At 51.0% G+C, this 20685-nt stretch carries 17 protein-coding genes and 1 pseudogene; 5 read left to right on the plus strand and 13 right to left on the minus strand.

Annotated elements, in window-relative coordinates:
- Window positions 1-51: 51 nt before the first annotated feature.
- The 4 genes from M8T91_RS11010 to M8T91_RS11025 all read right to left on the minus strand — a co-directional run bounded on the left by M8T91_RS11010 (window position 52) and on the right by M8T91_RS11025 (window position 2807).
- Window positions 52-1227, minus strand: coding sequence for a thiolase family protein (locus tag M8T91_RS11010; protein ID WP_301414209.1), 1176 nt, complete (start codon window positions 1225-1227; stop codon window positions 52-54).
- Between the two features lie 35 nt (window positions 1228-1262).
- Window positions 1263-1541 (minus strand): hypothetical protein, encoded by a 279-nt coding sequence (locus M8T91_RS11015; RefSeq protein WP_301414211.1) that lies wholly within the window; start codon window positions 1539-1541, stop codon window positions 1263-1265.
- 51 nt (window positions 1542-1592) lie between these two features.
- A complete protein-coding gene (locus M8T91_RS11020) occupies window positions 1593-1778 on the minus strand; it encodes a hypothetical protein (RefSeq protein WP_301414212.1) in 186 nt (61 codons plus the stop codon).
- A 765-nt stretch (window positions 1779-2543) separates the two neighbouring features.
- Window positions 2544-2807: a hypothetical protein gene (locus M8T91_RS11025; RefSeq protein ID WP_301414213.1), complete on the minus strand. Its 264-nt coding sequence runs from the start codon at window positions 2805-2807 to the stop codon at window positions 2544-2546.
- A gap of 57 nt (window positions 2808-2864) precedes the next feature.
- On the opposite strand from M8T91_RS11025, the gene M8T91_RS11030 reads away from it, so the two are divergent.
- The 4 genes and pseudogenes from M8T91_RS11030 (at window position 2865) to M8T91_RS11045 (ending at window position 6912) form a co-directional block, all read left to right on the plus strand.
- On the plus strand, window positions 2865-3068 hold the full coding sequence (locus tag M8T91_RS11030) for a hypothetical protein (RefSeq protein ID WP_301414214.1): 204 nt from the start codon (window positions 2865-2867) through the stop codon (window positions 3066-3068).
- Entirely contained in the window at window positions 3062-3238 is a 177-nt protein-coding gene (locus M8T91_RS11035) for a hypothetical protein (RefSeq protein WP_301414215.1), read from the plus strand. The genes M8T91_RS11030 and M8T91_RS11035 overlap by 7 nt, the downstream gene beginning before the upstream one ends.
- Window positions 3239-4828: 1590 nt before the next feature.
- Window positions 4829-5578 (plus strand): flavodoxin family protein, encoded by a 750-nt coding sequence (locus M8T91_RS11040; RefSeq protein ID WP_301414216.1) that lies wholly within the window; start codon window positions 4829-4831, stop codon window positions 5576-5578.
- Between the two features lie 251 nt (window positions 5579-5829).
- Window positions 5830-6912, plus strand: a pseudogene (locus M8T91_RS11045) (IS256 family transposase).
- A gap of 142 nt (window positions 6913-7054) precedes the next feature.
- On the opposite strand, the gene rplT reads toward M8T91_RS11045, so the two are convergent.
- The 9 genes from rplT to M8T91_RS11090 all read right to left on the minus strand — a co-directional run bounded on the left by rplT (window position 7055) and on the right by M8T91_RS11090 (window position 18021).
- Entirely contained in the window at window positions 7055-7414 is a 360-nt protein-coding gene (gene rplT / locus M8T91_RS11050; RefSeq protein ID WP_301414217.1) for a 50S ribosomal protein L20, read from the minus strand.
- Between the two features lie 37 nt (window positions 7415-7451).
- A complete protein-coding gene (gene rpmI, locus M8T91_RS11055; protein WP_020413351.1) occupies window positions 7452-7646 on the minus strand; it encodes a 50S ribosomal protein L35 in 195 nt (64 codons plus the stop codon).
- Window positions 7647-7792: 146 nt separating this feature from the next.
- On the minus strand, window positions 7793-8347 hold the full coding sequence (gene infC / locus M8T91_RS11060; RefSeq protein ID WP_436970300.1) for a translation initiation factor IF-3: 555 nt from the start codon (window positions 8345-8347) through the stop codon (window positions 7793-7795).
- A 12-nt stretch (window positions 8348-8359) separates the two neighbouring features.
- Entirely contained in the window at window positions 8360-10288 is a 1929-nt protein-coding gene (thrS, locus tag M8T91_RS11065; protein WP_301414218.1) for a threonine--tRNA ligase, read from the minus strand.
- 986 nt (window positions 10289-11274) lie between these two features.
- Complete coding sequence (locus M8T91_RS11070; protein ID WP_301414219.1) at window positions 11275-11658, minus strand: hypothetical protein; 384 nt, start codon at window positions 11656-11658, stop codon at window positions 11275-11277.
- 833 nt (window positions 11659-12491) lie between these two features.
- Window positions 12492-12935: a DUF411 domain-containing protein gene (locus tag M8T91_RS11075; RefSeq protein WP_301414220.1), complete on the minus strand. Its 444-nt coding sequence runs from the start codon at window positions 12933-12935 to the stop codon at window positions 12492-12494.
- 31 nt (window positions 12936-12966) lie between these two features.
- A complete protein-coding gene (gene egtD / locus M8T91_RS11080) occupies window positions 12967-13935 on the minus strand; it encodes an L-histidine N(alpha)-methyltransferase (RefSeq protein WP_301414221.1) in 969 nt (322 codons plus the stop codon).
- Entirely contained in the window at window positions 13932-15221 is a 1290-nt protein-coding gene (gene egtB, locus M8T91_RS11085; RefSeq protein ID WP_301414222.1) for an ergothioneine biosynthesis protein EgtB, read from the minus strand. The genes egtD and egtB overlap by 4 nt, the downstream gene beginning before the upstream one ends.
- A 220-nt stretch (window positions 15222-15441) precedes the next feature.
- Window positions 15442-18021: a TonB-dependent receptor gene (locus M8T91_RS11090; RefSeq protein ID WP_301414223.1), complete on the minus strand. Its 2580-nt coding sequence runs from the start codon at window positions 18019-18021 to the stop codon at window positions 15442-15444.
- Between the two features lie 299 nt (window positions 18022-18320).
- On the opposite strand from M8T91_RS11090, the gene M8T91_RS11095 reads away from it, so the two are divergent.
- A complete protein-coding gene (locus tag M8T91_RS11095) occupies window positions 18321-20681 on the plus strand; it encodes a penicillin acylase family protein (protein WP_301414224.1) in 2361 nt (786 codons plus the stop codon).
- Window positions 20682-20685: the final 4 nt, after the last annotated feature.

Genomic DNA, 20685 nt, shown 5'->3' on the forward strand with positions numbered 1-20685 from the left:
TTGTTGAGTCCGTCAACTGGCCAGAGCCGATGCAATGATCCTGGGAGATCTTCAGCGCTCCAAATAGGCTGCAGTCGACATACCACCGGCCGTACATATCCCAATAACTGCGTGATGTAGCCCCCGTCGACCAAGTTCCAGCAAGGTGGAACCCAGATAACGGATACCTGACATGCCGTAGGGGTGCCCCAGGGCAATGGCCCCACCGTTTACATTGGTAATCTCCCAAGGTGTATCCAGCTCTGCCTGGTTATAAAGCGTGGTGACGGCAAAGGCCTCATGTAGCTCCCAGAGATCAACACCCGTCATGGAAATGCCGTGATGTCTCATCAATTTTTTTATTGCCGGCGTCACGGCAATACTCATTTCCTTGGGAGCGACTGCAGACAGTTGCATTCCGCGAAACAAACCCAAGATGGGCAGGTTTCTCTGCGCAGCCAGTTTGGCATCCATCATCACAACTGCGGCGGCACCATCCGAAAGCTGGGAGGCATTTCCCGCAGTTACTGTGCCACCGGGATTTACCGTTTCCAGTGCGGAGAGCCCTTCCAGCGTAGTATCGGGCCGCGGACCTTCGTCTTCAACTAAGATCACATTTTTGTCACTAACCTCGTCACTTTCTTTGTTTCTGACAGACATTACTGTTTGGAAAGGGACAATTTCCTCGGCAAACTTGCCCGCTTTGAGTGCAGCTGCGACTCTCCTTTGTGACTCAACAACGTATTTGTCCTGAGATTCGCGACTGATCTGATATTTGTCAGCTACAAAATCTGCAGTCTGGATCATGGTCCACCACACGGCAGGTATCTTTTGCTGAAGAGGCTCGTAGACAAAGTGGTTCAAATTCAAGTTGAACTGCACCAGGCTAATACTCTCAACCCCTCCGGCAACTCCGATCTGCATCTCGCCTGCGGCAATGCGGTTAGCGACAACGGAGGCCGCATTGAGGCCTGAGCCACAATAGCGGTTTATGGTAAAGCCAGGAACTTGCATCCCGAACGCCGCGTAAAGTGCTGCATTGCGGGCGATGTTATGCCCGGTGGCGCCCTCAGGGAGACCACAGCCCAACACCACATCCTCGACCTCCTGTGGCGCAATGTGCGCTCTGCTAATAGCCTCACTCATCACATGAGCCGCCATGGGGATGCCGTGGGTCTGGTTCAGGGCACCCCGGCGCGCTTTGGCAATGGCAGTGCGGCAATAGCTTACAACGGCGACATCTTTCATGGAGAGCACCAGAAACGGGGCTTAATGATTGGTATTCATTGAATCGCTGGTTCGAGCCCAGCAGACAGATCTAATAAAAAATCTTTAAATTCAATGAGTTGCAATGCTGATACAGGCGAGATTAAGAAATTGATATCGCCTTTTTTCGTTAAAGTGTCCACAAAATGTCCACTAAGTTTAAGCGCAAACTCTGGATAACACTTACCGACAGTGTCGATAATAAATAGAAAGAAAATAGAAAAATTGCCCACGGTAAAAAGCCCGGCAATGCCGGGCTTTGAGTAGTTAGGATTGATCAGTCTCAAGTTTGGCATGCAGATCACCCAACAGTTGGCTCAGGCTATTGCGGGCAGCGGGACTGAGTGTCAGGTAATCCTCACCATAGTGGCGAGAAAATCGAGCATCTCACAAACTTCGGCAACACGATCAGCGAGAGCTGCTTCCTCTGGAGTGGCACCGAGGCGGTGTGCGTTTTCATGCAAGAAGCAGACGGATTCACCAGTATCCGCATTCTTCATAAACAGTCCGTCACCGTTATCATAGTAGTGCAATAACTGCTGCTAGGTGACCCACAGGATATGGTCGTCGCGTTCGTTAAAGACGGGTCGGGAGTTTCGATTGGCCATAGTGGCTTCCTCTGGTTGTTTCTTAAGCAAGTCGTTAAGGCCTCGAGAGCTTAAGAACCTGCCAAAGGACCAGGTCCGGTTGATTTGCCCGAAGGGTATTGTATTCCCCGGCTTCTCGACATAACTGACAAATTTCGGGCACAAAAAAGCCACTGTAACAGCAGCGGTTCTTACACCGCCCGGAAAACCCCGTAGTTACTGGCTTTCAGTCATTTGGCCTGTGAAAAATCTCTTCATTTTTCTTCAATTTGTGAAATCCCGAAAATCGCTACAGCCCATGGCTGGCGGGGGTTTGCGGTGTTTTCCAATTTCACTGGCTAAGGAAAAGCGCAAAACCGGCAGGCGTGGGGAGGAGTGATCGCAGGTCCTTTTATCTGCTCAAAAAATATACAAATCAATACATGCCAGTTGATTAAGTGCCTGAATTATCTTGAGTTTGTCGCTGCCAAGGCAAAATGGGGTAACACTGCTGGCTTTGCTATGTGATGAAGAGAATTGAAAAGCCAGGATGGTAATTTAAGGACAGGATCTGGCAACTTTGTGGGCCGAATAATAGCGGGGGGTGTCTTACGAGGTTCAGGTCAGGAAAGCTCCTGCTGTTCACCAGAGTATTCCGTAGAGGTTGCCCTGACCACCGGTCTCACCGTCAGGGGATGCCCGGCATACTCGATATGCGGGTGCAGGTAGGGTTCAAAGAGGGCAGTGTTCTCTCCGCCACTTAACCAGTTGGCCACAAAATCCTTGCGGCTTCCAATTGTTGCCGTCACGCTCCAGATACAGGTGCCAGATTGCGGTTTCCACTTCCGGCTGCCCATGCCGGGCAGTGACAGTGGAAACATCCTGGGTGGGCCGCCTGCGGCGGCCATACAGCATGCGCTTCAGATGGTGCACTCCATACTCCTTTAGGAAGCGCTCCATGCCGGCGTGATTGACCACGTCGAATACACTACTCATGGTTCAGGTGTCAGGCTGGACTTTATCGAAAGAAATCCAGTACGGAACAATCCACTTGTGGGTAGAATCACGCCTATTTCAGTTACGGCTTACGAAGTTTATGCAAGGTTGATTGATGCGAAACCGTTAAGAATTATGTTTCCTGAAAAAGAGCTTATCAATTATTACTCATCACTAGATTTTGTATATGTTCCGGATTCTGGAACATCGCAAAACCCTAGTTACCTTTATAAAAATTTGGTAGGTGAACCAGCATGGTAAGCAAGACAAAAATTGGTCAGGTTAATACTGAACTCAAGAAAAACAAGCTGAAAGATAAAATGTTCATGGAACATGAACCACAAAAATCTGGCTGCCTAGACAAAGGCATCAATTCTACCACCAAAAAAGAGCTAAATTGTGAAAAAGGAAAAAAGCAAAGAAAAGGCTAAAGAAAAAGTTAAATCTTACCTAAAAAATCAGCCATGAAAACCAAGCCATACTTTATGCCACTCTGCCCTCAGGTTAAGCAGCGCGGTTAGCTTCGCATACTATTAGTATATGGCTAATTAGTTTCTCTGCACCTCCCAATTTCACTGTGTAAAGAAAAGTCTAAACCTGCGGGTGCTGAAATGAGTGGCGGTCAGCCTATTTTGCTATACAATCGAAAAACAGAAGGAAGCTAGTTCTGTAGTTGTTATACCCAGTTCAAAACAAATAATTGACTTTTGCACTCTCAAAAATGAAAACTTTTTAATCCACAATAAAAAAGACAATAGATAGGCACTTGGATATACATCAACGGTAAAGATATAAACAATGTTTGAGCATTTGAGAAAAATCCGCATACCCCCCCAAAAAAGAAACTCCTTCTTTGTTTAAAGATAGATTCCTGTTAAGCGTCTTAATTTTTGGCGCAATTATATTTAATGCAACTACCATCCCAATCTCAATATCCTTACTCTCACCATCCTATGAGATATGTGGTTCAGTCCAATGCGCATCAAACTTTTTCACATACTATGATCCAGCCATAAAGATTCTTGTTGGAACCCTGACGCTTGCGGGTATAACAATAGTAATATATCGCATACCCCAAACAAACTTACAAATTAAACACGAGCAGCAAAAGACAGAGTTCAGCCAACATATTGAGCATAGAAAAATTTTCGGCGATATCATAGAAAATCTAGAGACAGCACACAAAATAAAATTCGCCGGCAATAACACCTTATATCATCGCTGATTTTCGTGGATGGAAATAACAAATTTTAACATTTCGTTAGATACAAGCCCAGTACCACACGCTGCGGATTTATTAAACCGAATAGAGGATCAAAATATGGGTTGTCGCTGATAGATAAAAATATCCCAGCTTGATAATTTTAGTGCGTATTAAGTCCTAAATTGGGGAGTACGATCAAAATTAACTTGAAATTAACTTTTTTTAATGAAACAATGTGACATTCATCACAAAATTAAAGCTCTTCTAGTAACAAATACCATGAGATGCTCGACTGTTAACCGTGTTTTACTATCAAACTAATGAGTGGGGTGTGCGTGACCACAGTGAGTATGAGCCGAGTGATATCTTGGTATAAGATTGCCGGTAATATGATAAATCTCAGTTTTAAAGATGGCTTTCTACAAACTAATTAAAACTATCCAGAATATATTTTTTGAGAGGTTAATTTAACTATTTTCCAGATATATTGTTTGAATGCAGTGATTTATTGTGTGTGAGTTTTTAATTTTATATGTGCATAGTGAAAAATATGGATAACCCGCGGAATTTTAACTGTATTATAAAGATGGTTGCCGCGGTATACTTTATGGATGAATTTATTGATTTATGAAAGACCTTTATTATATGTTTGTGTATTCAGTGTATTTAAAAAAATTCCCGGGCCTTAAATAAAACTTGTATTTTTTAGGCCATTTGAACTAATGATTTAAATGCATCTATATATTTATTTTTATTAAGCTCGTTTATATGTAACATCCTTAGAATAAACTAAACTAATGAGGCTCAGGAACCTAAAATGACATCAATATTTCACCAACTGAAAAAGCAAGGACCACTTAAAGCTCTTTTCTTAAACTGTAGTTTAAAAAAGAGTCCGGAAGTATCAAATACTGATGCATTGATAGAGTTATTAATTACTCGACTTAAGCACTTTGAACCAACTATTGAAACTGAAGTTATCAGAGTCGCCGACTATGATGTCAAAGCAGGAATAAAGAATGACGAAGGAGATGGTGACGAGTGGCCCAAGATCCTAGAAAAGATCAAACAATGCAATATCATAGTACCTGCTATGCCGGTTTGGATGGGGGTTCGTTCATCGGTCATGCAGCGTGTTATAGAGCGGCTAGATGGAACAACAAAAACTGTTATGTGCGAAAAAACTGGCCAGTTCCCATTGTATGGATCTGTTTGTGGCTGTGTAGTTACTGGTAATGAAGATGGCAGCCACGACTGTGTTGCAAATACTTTTGCAAATCTACTACATTTTGGTGCGACTGTGCCACCGAATACTGATCTTTATTGGGTAGGGGACGCAGGCCCAGGTGCAAGCTTTATTGAAGCAGGTGGAGCATTGTCACCCTACGTTCGTCGAAATGCTGATTTGACAGCAACTAATTTGCTTTTTGTCGCTAAGCTTCTTCGGGATAATCCCTATGATATCAATATTGCTAAACACAATAAGCAGATGATGGAGCGGGGTAAGGTTAAAATGCAGGCAATGCAACAAGCTGTTGAATTCATGCGTGAGAATATGCCAGATTAAAGAAGAGATTCAAAACTTTTATCAGTTATATAGATAGCTCCATAGCTGGTGTATTTTTCGATGTAAGTGGGTGACTCATTTCTATAGGATTAACTTTGTCACCCCTTATCAGTTCCCTTGTTGCCTCCATGATATATATCTAAATTTAGTGTGAATTATAACCGAATCTGGGGTTTGAGGGTTTGCTAGAAAGCAGCGTATCTGGTTGATTTGTTGTCGCCAAACAGTCAACCAGCCAGGAATACGCCGCTATGGATAAGAATACCGCTGTTGAGTTAGCAGGTCGACAGGAGACAGTAGACCCGCTAACTGAGCTATTACGTCGAGGAGCACAAGAGCTGCTTCAGAAGGCAGTAGAGGCAGAGCTATCCACCTTCATGGAGGAGTTTCAAAGCCGTCGCCTGGGTGATGGCCGAGCGGCTGTAGTCCGCAATGGATACCTGCCAGAGCGTGATATACAGACCGGGATTAGCCCCGTGAAAGTGCCGAAGGTACCAAGCAAGGACGGCCAGTACAGTGGCTCGCCTAAAGGGGCAATGGAAGAGTGAATACGATACCTGGCGAGCCAAACGACTTGATAAAGATCGCTGGGTGTATATCTGGGCAGACGGCATATACAGTGGTATGCGTTCGGAAGAAAGTAAACTCTGCGCTCTGGTTGTCATTAGTGTGAATGAACGGGGAGAAAAGCATTTTCTGGCGATTGAAGATGAACAGCGGAAGTCGACGCTGAGCTGGAAAGGCGTGCTGGGGAAGCTGAAAGAACGTGGCATGAACGCCCCAGAGCTGGCCATTGGAGACGGTGCCATGGGGCTCTTGGATGGGGGCTGGAAGAGACTTACCCAGAGGCACGTTAGCAGCGCTGCTGGGTACACAAGACGGCCAATGTGCTCAACAAACTGCCCAAGTCGGGCCAGCCTAAAGCCAAGCGCTTCCTACACGACATCTGGCAGGCTGAGACAAGAGCCGGTGCGGAGAAGGCCTTCGACACGTTCATCCAGACATACGAAGCAAAATACCCGAAAGTTGCAGAGTGTCTTTTCAAGAATCACGAAGAGCTGATGCACTTCTACGATTTCCCGGCGAAACACTGGCAGAGCATCTGAACGACGAACCCGATCGAATCCACGTTCGGAACGATACGACACAGAACCTAGCGTTCCAAAGGCTGCCTGTCGAGAGACGGTATGCTGCACATGCTAATCAAGCTGGGAATATGTGCGGAAGGAAAGTGGAGGAAGCTCTGAGGCTTTGACTACCTCGCCAAAGTCATCACCGGAGTGAAGTTCAAAGATGGAGAAGAGGTGCCAACAGTCGATCAGAGTGCTGCTTGATCATGCCTGTTGAACACCAGAATTGACAATAACTCCCGGATGGAGATATGCCGTTTGCCGCTCACAGAAAACAAAAAAGCAGGGAAGGCCTGTTACAGCCTCCCCTGCTTTCTGTATCCGGCCTTACAACCAAAAAAACCGGTTATGCTGCCAGGGCTACTTTGGCTTTTTCAACTACAGCGGCAAAAGCGGCTTTGTCGTATACCGCCAGATCAGCCAGAACACGGCGATCCAGGGTAATATCCGCTTTCTTCAAACCGGCTATCAGACGGCTGTAACTCAAACCTTCGACACGGGACTGGGCGTTAATACGGGTAATCCACAGCGCGCGGAAGTTACGCTTCTTGACACGGCGGTCTCGATAGGCGTACTGACCAGCTTTAATCACTGCCTGCTTGGCAACGCGGAATACGCGCGAACGCGCACCGTAGTAACCTTTAGCCTGTTTCAGTATCTTCTTGTGGCGACGACGCGCCTCTACACCACGTTTAACACGGGCCATAATGCTCTCCTCTTAAACCTTTGCGATTTTGGGCCAATTACTTGGCGCGCAACATACGATCGACCAAGCCGGCATCAGACTTGTTCATGGTCTGGGTGCCACGCAGCTGGCGTTTGCGCTTGGTGGTCATCTTGGTGAGGATATGGCTCTTGTTGGCGTGCTTATGCTTGTAGCCCGCAGCCGTCTTTTTGAAGCGCTTGGCAGCGCCACTGTGTGTTTTTGCTTTCGGCATTTTGTACTCCAAAGTGAATCATGGCCTGCAAACAGGCCCCTTAGTAACTGCCAGCGGGAAACCCCTGGCACTGCGAGAGTGAGGAGGCAGCCGTCGCCCAATCACTTCTCATAAAGGAGGCAGCGGGGAAGTCATCCCCCAAAACCTCACTTTTTCTTTTTAACCGGTGCAATCACCATAATCATCTGGCGGCCTTCCAGTTTTGGTCGCTGTTCAACGGTACCCAGCTCCTCCAGGTCCTTTTCAATACGCTGCATCATTTCCATGCCCAGTTCCTGGTGGGCCATTTCGCGGCCGCGGAAGCGCAGGGACACTTTGGCCTTGTCACCCGCTTCAAGAAAACGGGTGAGGCTGCGCAGCTTGATCTGATAATCGCCGATGTCGGTGCCCGGGCGAAATTTCATTTCCTTGATCTGTTGCTGCTTCTGCTTCTTCTTGGCGGCATTCTTGGCCTTCTTGGCCTCGAATACGTGCTTGCCGTAGTCCATGATCTTGCAGACAATCGGCGTGGAGTCCGGGGCAATTTCAACGAGATCCAGGCTGGCCTGCTGCGCAACCTCCAGCGCCTCATTCAGTGAGACAATGCCCACCTGTTCACCATCTGCGCCGATCAGGCGGATTTCCGATGCCTCAATCTGATCGTTTATACGGGCCTTTTTGGACCGTCCCTTACTGTCTCGTTTAATAGTTATGGTCTCCAATTTGCTCAGATATCAAGTCTTTTCTTCAGGTATACGGCCACGGCGGTTCACATCCCGCGCAAGGATCTGTAAAAACGACTCATAAGTCATGCTGCCCAGGTCTTCTCCGTTGCGGGTGCGCACGGTGACAGCCTGGCTCTCAACTTCCTTATCTCCAATTACCAATAGATAAGGGACACGCTGGAGCGTGTGCTCGCGGATTTTAAAGCCGATCTTCTCGTTTCTCAAGTCGGCCTCGGCGCGATATTGCTGTGCCTCCAGGCGAGCCTTGAGTTTGCGACAGTAATCGGCCTGGCGATCGGTAATATTCATGATCACTACCTGCTGGGGCGCCAGCCAGGCAGGGAAAGCCCCTTCGTAATGTTCGATCAGGATACCAATAAAGCGCTCGAAAGAGCCCAGGGCTGCCCGGTGTAACATCACCGGAACCTGGCGCGAGCCATCTTCAGCCACATACTGGGCATCCAGACGGCCCGGCATTGAGAAATCCACCTGGATTGTGCCGCACTGCCAAACGCGCCCCAGGCAGTCTTTCAGGGAGAATTCAATCTTGGGGCCATAGAAAGCCCCCTCCCCAGGCAACTCCTCCCAGGGCAGGTCCGCGGCATCCAGAGCATCCGCCAGCGCCTTCTCGGCCTTGTCCCAGCTCTCATCGGAACCCACGCGCTTCTCAGGGCGGGTGGACAGACGATAGATCAGCTCCTCGAATCCAAAGTCCCTGTACACGGAGTGCAGAAGGTGCATAAAGTCCGACACTTCGGACTGGATCTGCTTTTCGGTACAGAAGATGTGACCATCGTCCTGCACAAATCCACGCACGCGCATCAGTCCATGCAGAGAGCCGGACGGTTCGCTGCGGTGGCAGGAACCAAATTCTGCCAGGCGCAGGGGGAGATCCCGGTAGCTGCGCAAACCCTGGTTGAAGACCTGCACATGACAGGGGCAGTTCATGGGTTTGATGGCAAACTGGCGCTCTTCACTGGTGAGAGTAAACATATCATCGCCGAATTTGTCCGCGTGACCGGACTTGCGCCACAAGCTGAAATCCACCAGTTGGGGGGTTTTGATCTCCTTATAGCCGTATTCTCGCTGACGGCGGCGCATATACTGCTCAACCGTGCTGTAAATAGACCAGCCATTGGGATGCCAGAACACCATGCCGGGCGCCTCTTCCTGAATGTGGAAAAGGTCAAATTTCTTGGCCAGCTTGCGGTGATCCCGCTTCTCCGCTTCTTCAATGCGATGCAGGTAAGCCTTCAATTCCCGCTTGCTGGCCCAGGCGGTGCCATAGATACGGGTCAGCATCTCATTGCTGGCGTCACCGCGCCAGTATGCGCCGGCCACTTTGGTCAGTTTGAAAGCTTTCAGCCGCCCCGTGGACGGCACATGGGGGCCGCGACACAAATCCTCAAAGTCCCCTTGACGGTAGAGGGAGATATCCTCATCGCTGGGAATACTGGCAATGATTTCCGCCTTGTATACCTCCCCCATGTCACGGAAGTACTCAACCGCCTTATTGCGTGGCATCAAGCGGCGACTGACAGGAATATCCTCTCTGGCCAGCACTTCCATACGTTGCTCGATCTTTTCCAGATCCTCCGGCGTAAACTGCCGATCGTAAGCAAAATCGTAATAGAAGCCATCCTCGATCACAGGACCGATCGTCACCTGAGCCGTGGGGTACAGTTGCTTGACCGCCTGGGCCAGCAGGTGCGCGGTGGAGTGGCGAATCACCGCCAAACCCTCAGGCTGACGATCAGTGATAATGGCCAGTGTGACATCGCGATCAATGATATAGCTGGTATCAACCTCTTTGCCATCAACCACACCTGCAAGCGCGGCCTTGGCCAGGCCCGGACCAATATCTTCGGCTACGTCATACACAGAAACCGGAGAGGAGAATACTCGACGGGAGCCGTCGGGGAGGGTAACAACGGGCATTGTTTGTCCTTATCTCTCAGTGGCGATCCACACCAAAGACCGCATGAAAACCCGATCTGCCATCCAAAGTGGGCAAAATCAGGAAAAACCACTATTAATCAAAGAGTTAGCATATCTTACCAGAAAGCTGCAAACCTATTCAAACCCAATTGGCAAACAACCTGTCTATACCGGGCAGGGCCTGGCAGTGCAAGGGAATACCCGCTTCGGAGCAGGAACACCGACAACAATCGCGCAGTGCGGCACGGATTCCGGGGCGAGCGCGCTCGCGGCCTTCCTTACAGAAACTTCGGCCCGGCACCTCTCCGGATTGCTCACAGGCCGGGGAAGGAGCAGGAAGATTCGAGGGGTGGAAGTTACTACACCCGGTACCGTAGAGGCAACAAAAACCCGTGCACCATTGGATACCGGCACAACCCGATCACGAAACTGTATCTAAACACCACTCGGATAGTGGCCACAAAGTCTCCCAATGGGGGCATTCCGGGTGTGGGAGATAGCATCCCGGTACTGAAAGTGAGAGGTTCTCCCAGCAGCTTATCCAGGCGAGGGTTGGCTCGCGGGCCTCTTTTGGCACCGGTATAATAACCACGGGTGCCCACTAGTAAGACCCGCCAGATTGTGGCCAGAGTCACCGCTCTCCGCCCCAGACAGGATGGGAACTTCTGCCCTGTAACCCGTGGAGGGGCCAACTGACGTGGCAAAAACTGTCATCCGGCGTGAGGAGAACCGCAGCTGCCCCGGCTTTAAACAATGTCGATGACTGCCCTACCAGATGGTTTTCACCACGAACCAGATGGGCAGGAAAAAACCGTCTGATTCATCAGGGCCGGATTTGCCCCTTCCCACTCACAGGGAAGCGCATTCTGCAGCCCGGATGCTCTCGGGAGGGTGCCCCAGTGAGTATTAAGCCGCGAACACATCGGCCAAAACCGCTAACCTGCCCCCTCTCCAGCCGATCGGCATGCGTTTAGGTCCAACCGGTATCAGGAGAATTTGGTATCGACCTGAAGCAGGGTGTCATCCTCGCGGCAAAAGAACAGCATCGAGCAAGCCGCGAGCATGGGCCAGGCGGCAAAAAATAACAGGTTGGTACCCTCAAAAGGGGATAGATACTGAGGAAAAGAAGCCAGGGTAGAGGCACCGTGAAAAACAAATACCAGTCCATAAGTGTATTTCTTTTTGATACCAAAGAAAAACAGCACCAAAATGATCAGTTCTATCAGAGCCAGGATATAGACCACTGTGTTACCCACCCCGGCTATGGCATAAAATTTTTCAAAAATTCTGGCGGCATGGCCGGGATTGACAAACTTATCGATGGTCCATATCAACATCACCAGCAACACGGTGATTCTCAAAAAAAACATCGAAAATACCACTTTTCTTTCAGTTCGCATTTGGCATTCTCCCACTTGTTTATCTTCGTTATTTAACTGGTCCAGTGCGCCTGCGGTTTCTTGCAGTCTGCTGAAGATGTCTATTTTCAGCAGACTGCTGACCCGAACAGGGAGATTCGGGCCGCAAATCGAGCCTGTAAGGGCCTGATTTATTGCAGAGAGATTTTGGGCATGGGCCGCAATCCCGGGTTGAGAAAGGCCGCTTAAGACCTTTTTCAACCACCTGCCAGCACCCTCCACGGCAGGTAAGGACTGTATCGCAAACAGGTTGATGACTGCCAGGGACAAGATGCTCTTCGCGCCCCTGTTTTATCACGGCCCACCGACCCGTACTTTGTCATATGAAGCCTGATGATGCGTTTCACAAACTGCGGGTTTTCCACTCCTATCTTTAGCCGTGCTATCAAGCCCAGAACCGCTTTCAAAAGTACTGTAACCCTGGCAATTATGTTGCCATTTGGCGTCGTTTCTGTCCCAGCTAGATTGAGCGAATTAGGACCCTGGGTTGCCGATTTGTAAAATTCAATCGGCTCTGGAGCCAGCGCTCTTTGGTTTCAGGCACACCCCTTGCCACAGATCAGGTACCCGAGCCATAAGCAATATATGAATAAGATTCAAGAGGCAGTATCAGTTTGCTCAGATCGACACCAACCCTGGCAGAGACCAAACCGATTACAGGCTATGGCCAGACACACGTTGGAATTCAGCAGCCTGATCCTACGCTGAATGATACAGCCGTTTTTATCGGCTTTGCGCCATCTGCAACAATCTCGATAGATCAAACGGCTCAAATATAGTCCGGCTTAGACAGCACCGGGATTTTCGACGCGAGCATAAAGCCGGTAATCGCCATTATTGAGCAAAAGATAGATATTATAAGGCGCGAACGCTCCCTGTGCTTCCATTCCCGGGCTGCCAACTGGCATTCCCGGCACCAAGAGTCCGGTGCTTCCCTCCGGGGGGGAGGCGAGAAACTTGTGAATGTATACTGCCGGTACGTGCCCTTCAAAAACATAGCGCTCTTGCCATACTGCCGTATGACACCCCTCCATCCCCTTTGGGATACCCCACTGCCGCTTGAGCTTTTTCATATCCAACTTCACAATAGAAGACACCTGAAGGCCGCTGTCTTCGAGATGGCTGACCCACCTTTTACAGCAGAAACACAACGGGCGGTTATACACGGTGAGGCCGCTGGCACTGCCACGGGCTTCGTTGGCGACAGCCACTGTGAAAAAACCGATCATTGCAAAAAACAGGGCGATGCAGTTTATAGTGCTAGATAGCCTGGGCGTAGTGGATAGCATAAGATTCAGAAGCATCCTTCCAGTGTCGTATGGGTTTAAACCCTCCCTTGGACAACAGTGCATTAAACCCGTTGATGGTGTACTTATGGCAGCTTTCCGTGTGAATGGTCTCGCCTTCTGCAAATTCCACCCTGATTCCGGCAATAGAGACATCGTGGCGCCGCAGGCTGACCAAATGCATCTCCACCCGTTGGCGCAGCGGGTGGTAGAAGGCGCGGTGGGCAAACAGGGAGAGGTCAAAGTTTGCGTCCAGCTCGCGATTGATTCGGCAAAGGAGATTCTTGTTGAATCTCTCGGTGACATGCGCGCTGTCGTGATAAGCCCGCTCTAACACCACCGAATCCTTCACCAGATCCGTGCAGATCAGCAGACCGTCACCGGCACCCAGGTTTGCGGCGAACAGTTCGAGTAGCTGCACCGATTTTTGTGGCTCAAAATTCCCGATGGTTGACCCGGGGAAAAATACAACCCTTTTGCGGGAGGGAATAGTACTTAACTTATCCCAAACTGCTGGTTGGGTAAAATCACCCACCTCACTCCACACCTGGATACCGGGTAAATGGCACTTGATTCTAGCCTCCGCCGCTTGCAAAATTTCAGGGGATATATCCATCGGGTAATATCCTCTGGGGGCATTGAGCTCAGCGATCAGCATCTCAATCTTTTCACAGTTGCCTGCCCCTGGCTCAATTAGAAGAGCCCCCGAGCCGATCTCCCGGGCAATGTCTCCGAGATTTTTCGTGAACAGATCGGTTTCCGTGCGGGTCAGGTAATAATCCTCGGCCGCACAGATCTCCTCAAAAAGACGGGAACCCACTTCGTCATATAAATACTTGCATGGCAGTGTTTTTGTTTTACCTCCCAACCCCTCCAGAACATCCCTGAGAAACTCACTACCCTGTTGCTGCTTGCCGGGAACAGACGATAAGGCTGCTCTCACATTGAATCTCCTGCCAAACGAATACCAGTAAATTGCCACGCCTGATGTGGATAAAAGAAATTTCGATAACCGATCCTGATATGGCCTGACGGCGTTGCAAACGAGCCACCGCGCAGCACTTTCTGATTACACATGAACTTACCGTTGTACTCGCCTACGGCATCTTCACGGGCCTTGAAGCCCTGGTAGGGTAAATAGGCGCTGGAAGTCCATTCCCATAAATCGCCGAGAAACTGGGTCCGCCCCAACTCGGCAGCCAGAGGCTTGAAAGCCTGTTTTTCCAGCAGGTTGGCAGTGGCCAGTTGATCCAGCTGGCGCAGATGACATGCAGCCGCCTCCCATTCGAACTCGGTGGGGAGGCGCTTTCCCGACCAGGTGGCAAAAGCGTCCGCTTCATAAAAAGACAAGTGATATACAGGTTCGGCCACATTCAGCGGCTGCAATCCATGCAGGCCAAACTGTTGCCAGCCTTTTGCCGTCTCGCGCCAGTACAGCGGCTGCTGCTGCTCCCTCTGCTGTACCAGTGCCCAGCCATCCGATAACCACAACCTGTGCTGCTGATAGCCGCCATCTTCAATAAATGCCAGGTATTCGCCGTTGGTAACCAATCGGGAACCGATGCAAAACCCCTGCAACAGCTGTTGGTGCGCCGGTCCCTCATTATCGAAATAGAAATCCTCACCCTCACTGCCAATGCCGTAACATCCCCCCGGAATCTGCAGCCAGCGCAGCGGTTCAACGATCGCTGTTTCCTCCTCTGGCATCATATCGCAATAGGCAGGCGCCATCGGGTTGATCGACAAAGCATGTTTTATGTCGGTCAACAAGAGTTCCTGATGCTGCTGCTCGTGATTCAAGCCCAAGACAATCAGGGCATTCAGACTGGATGCACCGGGAAATTCACTCAACAGCCTCTCAATGCCTTCGTCCACGGCCTTTCGGTAGGCGTACACCCGACCGATATCCGGCCGAGACACCAGTCCCCGCCGAGACCTTAAAAATGGTGTCCCAAGGCTGTTGTAGTAGGAATTAAAAAGGTGATTAAAATGCGGATCAAATAATTGATAGTCGGGCAAATACGCATTCAGAATAAACGTTTCGAAAAACCAGCTGGTGTGGGCCAGATGCCACTTGGTGGGACTGGCGTCGGGCATGGACTGTATCTGCATATCCTCGGCAGACAACGGCTCAGCCAGCTGTTCTGTCTCCCCCCGCACCTTCCGGTAAACAGCGAGCAACTGTTGCTGCTCTTCTCCCACAGAGACTTCATCTGCAAATATTGCCATATCGGTCATCAACCGCGACACAATTCATTTGTATTGGAATCATCATACGCAGTTTTAGGTCTATTCCCATGTAATTGCAGACTTACAAGACCGAATTTGCGCCAGTTTATTAAAAAAAACAGAACTGCATAAAAAAAAGGCCTGTATAACCGGCCTGCAAAGTCATTATTATGGAAACAGATGCGACCCGGCAACCAGGGGTTGCCGGGCCCATAACCAACTAAAATCGCACAGTAAAATCGGCACCATACATTCTAGGCACCAAACGCCAGCCGGGACTGGCCCCGATAGCCGCACCCGATCCCCCAAACCCTCCGGCAATCTCCTCGTCAGTCAGGTTTTGAACCCAGAGTGCCACTGAATAGTTTTCCGATGCACTGTTCCAGGCCGCGCGCAAGTTGAATAACTGGTAATCCTCCACAATACGGGCTCTATCGGTAACCGAGCCAATACGTTCATCGGTCCAATTGTAGTCACCGCGCAGAAGAAGTTGGCCCCCGGAAGCCAGATCCACGGAGTATTCGGCCATAAGATTGAGTTTATTCTCAGGGGTGGAAACTCTCGGCTCACCCACCAGTGAGTCCGCTTCCGTCTCACCGATCACCTCAATAATCTGGTAATCCGTAAATTCCGTATCCAGATAGGAGTAGTTGCCGGCGATAAAGAGGTTATCCGTAGCTGCCCACTGCAGCTCTATCTCGGCCCCGGTACCCTCGGCGTCGGCGTTTCTCAGGTTGTAGCTGGGGATAGGGACACCCACCAGATCCAGGGTCTGCAAGTTATTGTACTCGTAAGTGTACACAGAGGCATTGAGGCGCACCCGGTTGTCGAACAGATTACTTTTCAGGCCCGCTTCCAGATTGACCACGTCCTCCTGGTCAAAAGCGGGTGTTACACCGGGGCCAAAGTTGAGGCTGTTGAAGCCACCGGCCTTAAAGCCATCAGCAAGGGAAACATAGGTCATCACCTCTTCGGTCCATCGGTAATCGAGGACTATGCGCCCGGAGATATCGCTCCAGCTGTCACTTAGTTTGGAGTCCAAGAATGGCTCGCCGTTATTGTAGAAAGCAATACCAAATAGCTCAAATACCCTAGGGATATCTATTGGAGGCACAGGCACAGGCACGACAACCCCGCCACCGAGGTCAACACGAACCGGCCCCCCTGACAGCGCCAATGGAATATAATTGCCATAAGCGGTTTCAATGGTGAAGTCCTTGCTGTCGTAAGTGTAGCGGGCACCAACTGTCAAATCCATCTGGTCGGTGATGCTCCAGGTCATATCCCCATAGACTGCACTGGAACGGTAATCGCCGGTGTTATGCACACTCTCACTCCAGGCAGTATCATCCTGAACCCATCCCTGTATCCCTCCCGCCAACAACTGCCCAATAATATCCTCAGCGTTCAACATGTCGGCTGTGAGCTCTAGGCCTGAGCCCCCAAGCCCCAACTCCTCCAGGATGGTATTCGCAAGTGCATCTACTTGACCACCTTGCAACATCAGATCGTAAATAAAAGTAGCACTGGCTATTCCCTCAAGTCCCGCCTGTTTTAATTGCTGGCGCTGCCGTACCGCCAGATCCTCCTGCTGGGTCTGGGTCAGGTTCGGGAACTGTGCCTTTATCCCTTCGTATACTGCAAAGGATTCCAGTGAGCCGGAGGTAAAATTCGCATGGGTCGTATGCTCCAGCTTTTCCTGTAAATAAGAGGCGCCAAGAGTCCATTTGATATCCCCGCTAGCACCATTGAGCCTGAACTCCTGGGAAAACTGCTCTTGCTTGTCGAGGTTGATTGAACCAAAAAAATAGTCTGGATTGGCGGTACCGTCCTCGTCCTCCTGCAGATAAGCATCAAACTTCCGGTAAGCCGTGATTGAAGTCAGGGTAAACGCATCGAAGTCACTGGTAATGGTCAGCGAGGTACCGAATGCGTCGCGGTCCTCAATAGTGGGAGTATCCAGGGCATAGTCACCGAATAGATCGGTTTCGCCTTTGAGGCTGGGCACTATCGTCGTAGCCAGGGCACTGCCCTGGTCCATTATCCCGTAGTCGGCACGCCACAACAGCTCTGTATCCGTTGTCGGCTCCCACAATACTGAAGCCCGGTATGTCTGGGTATCCTGATCCCCTACGGAAAAGCCGCCAGCCAGGTTGTCTGCAAAGGCATCTCTGCGATTAGAAGAGGCAGAGAAGCGTCCGTAGAGGCCGTCAGTCAACTGGCCGTTCAACACCAGATCGGACGACTGTCGTCCGAAGTTCCCCAGAGTATAATTCAGCTCTGTTGTATTTTCCGCCTGCGGCTTGATCGTAATAATATGAATCGCACCACCCGTGGCGTTTCGCCCGAACAGTGTACCCTGGGGACCTTTTAAAACCTCGACCCGTTCGATATCGGTCAATGGTATCTCTGCTCCGGCACCGCGGCCCGTATAAACCCCGTCCACATACACGGCAACCGCAGGGTCTGAACCCGCAGTCCAGTCGTTTGTCTGTATTCCGCGAATACTGTAAATGGGCTGGAGCGCTACGTCGTTGTGCATTTCGACACCCGGCGTATATTTGCCCAGATCGGTCAGATTCTTGACACCACTTTCTTTGATATTGTCACCGGTAAAGGCGGTAATCGCGATCGGCACATCCTGGAGGTTCTCCGCCCTCTTCTGTGCAGTTACTACCACCTCTTCGATTTCCGCCCCTTGTACATGACCACTGACGGCAGTAAGGAAGGCAATGGCTCCGGAGAGGATAGACAGATTGAATTGACGGTTGTTTCGAGTTCTATCAGCATCGTGCATCATCGCGACCTCGCGTTTTTTGTTATACGGCGTGATGTTCTTGAGATATTATTTTTGTTATTCCACGCCATTTTACGTGCGCGGCTTGGAATTTAAAACCCCGATATGACTTTTATCTCGTGACTAGTCAGTTTTATGGCGTTTTTTCCACTAAGACAGGTTAATCCAAAAATTCAGTACCAACCCTTGTCACAAAAAGTTACTAGGATGTGGCCACCGGTAACCTATTTACCAGCCAGCTGGATAGTCACCAGGCAAGCAACACCCATTACAATAACCGCCAGCAGGAATTACTAAATACTATGGCACGCTCGTTCTATCTAATAAACAGCCGAATATCGCGATTACTGCTCACCATTGCCACCTTTCTTGTGCTGGTCGCTGTCTCTGGCTGGCTCTGGTGGCGCCAGAGTCTACCTCTACTGGCAGGCACAATCGATACGGGAGCCCTTTCCACACCGGCGGTTATCCAACGCGATGCCCGGGGTATTGCCATGATCTCCTCCAAAGACCGCGCCAGTTCGGCTTTCGCACTGGGCTTTCTGCATGCCCAGGAGCGCTTTTTCCAGATGGATCTGCTGCGCCGCAACGCTGCCGGTGAGCTCTCCGAGCTGTTTGGTGCGCCCGCGTTAAAGGCGGATAAAACTGTACGCCCACACCAGTTCCGCAAGCGCGCGGAGCGAAATATTGCCGTCATGCCCGCTCCACAGCGGAAACTGCTCGACAGCTATGTGCAGGGGGTCAATTTCGGACTGCAACAGCTGGGAGCGAAACCCTGGGAGTATGTCCTGCTCAACCAGAAACCCAGGCCCTGGTCTGCTGCGGACAGCCTGCTGACGGTCTTCAGTATGTATATGACTCTGCAAAGCACGGAAGGCCGGTTTGAACGGCGCGATACCGCCCTGGCTGAACTGCTACCGGAAGACCTCTACGCTTTCTTCTTTCCCGCCGGTGGCAGCTGGGATGCACCCCTGATGGGCGGCGCGAAAGCCACTGTCACCATTCCAGAGACATCCATTTCCACACTATTAACCGATACGGACACCCTTGCCTACCAGACGATGGGGAGTGACGACAGGGTGAATGGCAGTAACAACTGGGTAGTAGGCGGAGCCCTCACCGGACACGGCGGCGCCACCCTCGCCAATGACATGCACCTGGGCCTTAGTGTACCCAACATCTGGTATCGTGCCGGCTGGAATATTCCCGGCACCAACAGGCATATCCGCGGGGCCACCCTGCCCGGCGGCCCGACCATGGTGGTCGGCAGCAACGGCGCCGTGGCCTGGGGCTTCACCAACACCGGCGGGGACTGGAGCGATCTGGTTGCCCTGGAGCTGAATGAAGCGGGGACGAAATACAAAACACCGGAGGGTTGGCGCCACTTCACAGTAGAACAGGAAACCATTTTGGTGAAAAACGCCGGGGACGAAATTGTGGAGGTTCGCAAAACACTCTGGGGCCCGGTCATTGGTAAAAACCACCGGGGGATTCCGCTCGCCTATCGCTGGGTGGCACACGATATTGCCGGCGCTAATATGAACCTGCTGCGTATTGAATCCGCCACCACCGCCCTGCAGGCACTGGCGCTGGGTCCGGAGCTGGGCATCCCCCATCAGAATTTTGTGGTCGGCGACAGGGATGGCAATATCGGCTGGACCGTGGCCGGGGCCATGCCCCGGCGAGTGGGTTTTGATGGGAGTCGCACACAGAGCTGGGCCAACGGCAATGCCTATTGGGACGGCTATCTCTCCGCGAAAGAGCGGCCGCAGCTCTACAATCCCGCCTCCCATCGCATATGGAGCGCCAATGCCCGCATGGTGAGCGGAGACTGGCTGAAAATAATGGGCGACCAGGGGTACGCTCTGGGGGCCCGCCAGCAGCAGATTCGCGACAAGCTCCTCGATCAATCCCAATTTGACGAGCGGGCACTGCTCGCAATTCAACTGGACAACCGCGCGGTATTTCTGGAGTGCTGGCAGCTGCTGCTGCTCGGGCTTCTGAAAGACCGCATGGGCTATAGCGAGGTCTACCGTCAGGTGCAAAACTGGGGCGGTCGCGCCAGCACAGATTCAGTTGGATACCGTATTGTACGCAACTTTCGCCTGCAGTTTATGGCGCTGAGCACTGCGCCGATTCTCACCTATATGCGCCAGTTCCAGCCGCACTTCACTTTTGGCCCACTGAAACGGCAATTTGAGTATCCCATCTGGACATTGGCACAACGGGAGCCGCAGCACCTGCTCAATCCGGATTTCGAATCCTGGACGACACTCAAATTGGCAGCACTGGACCGGGTACTGGAGAAAATGGAAACAGACGGGCAGCCTCTGAAGCAGCAGACCTGGGGCACACAAAATACAGCCGCTATCGTTCACCCCCTTGTCCGTGCCATCCCCGCCCTGGGCTGGTTTAGCTCCATGCCTGCAGACCCCCTGCCCGGTGATACCCATATGCCCCGTGTCCAATCCCCGAATCACGGTGCCTCAGAGCGCATGGTTGTCTCACCCGGGCGTGAGCACGACGGCATCTTTCATATGGCCACCGGACAGAGTGCCCACCCACTGTCCCCTTTTTTCGCCAATGGACACCGCGATTGGGTAGAGGGAAATCCCAGCCCCCTGAAGGAACAGACAGTCCGCTACCAGCTTACGCTCAAATAACTGT

Origin of the sequence: Microbulbifer sp. MI-G (assembly GCF_030440425.1) — a bacterium.
Classification (GTDB): domain Bacteria; phylum Pseudomonadota; class Gammaproteobacteria; order Pseudomonadales; family Cellvibrionaceae; genus Microbulbifer; species Microbulbifer spongiae.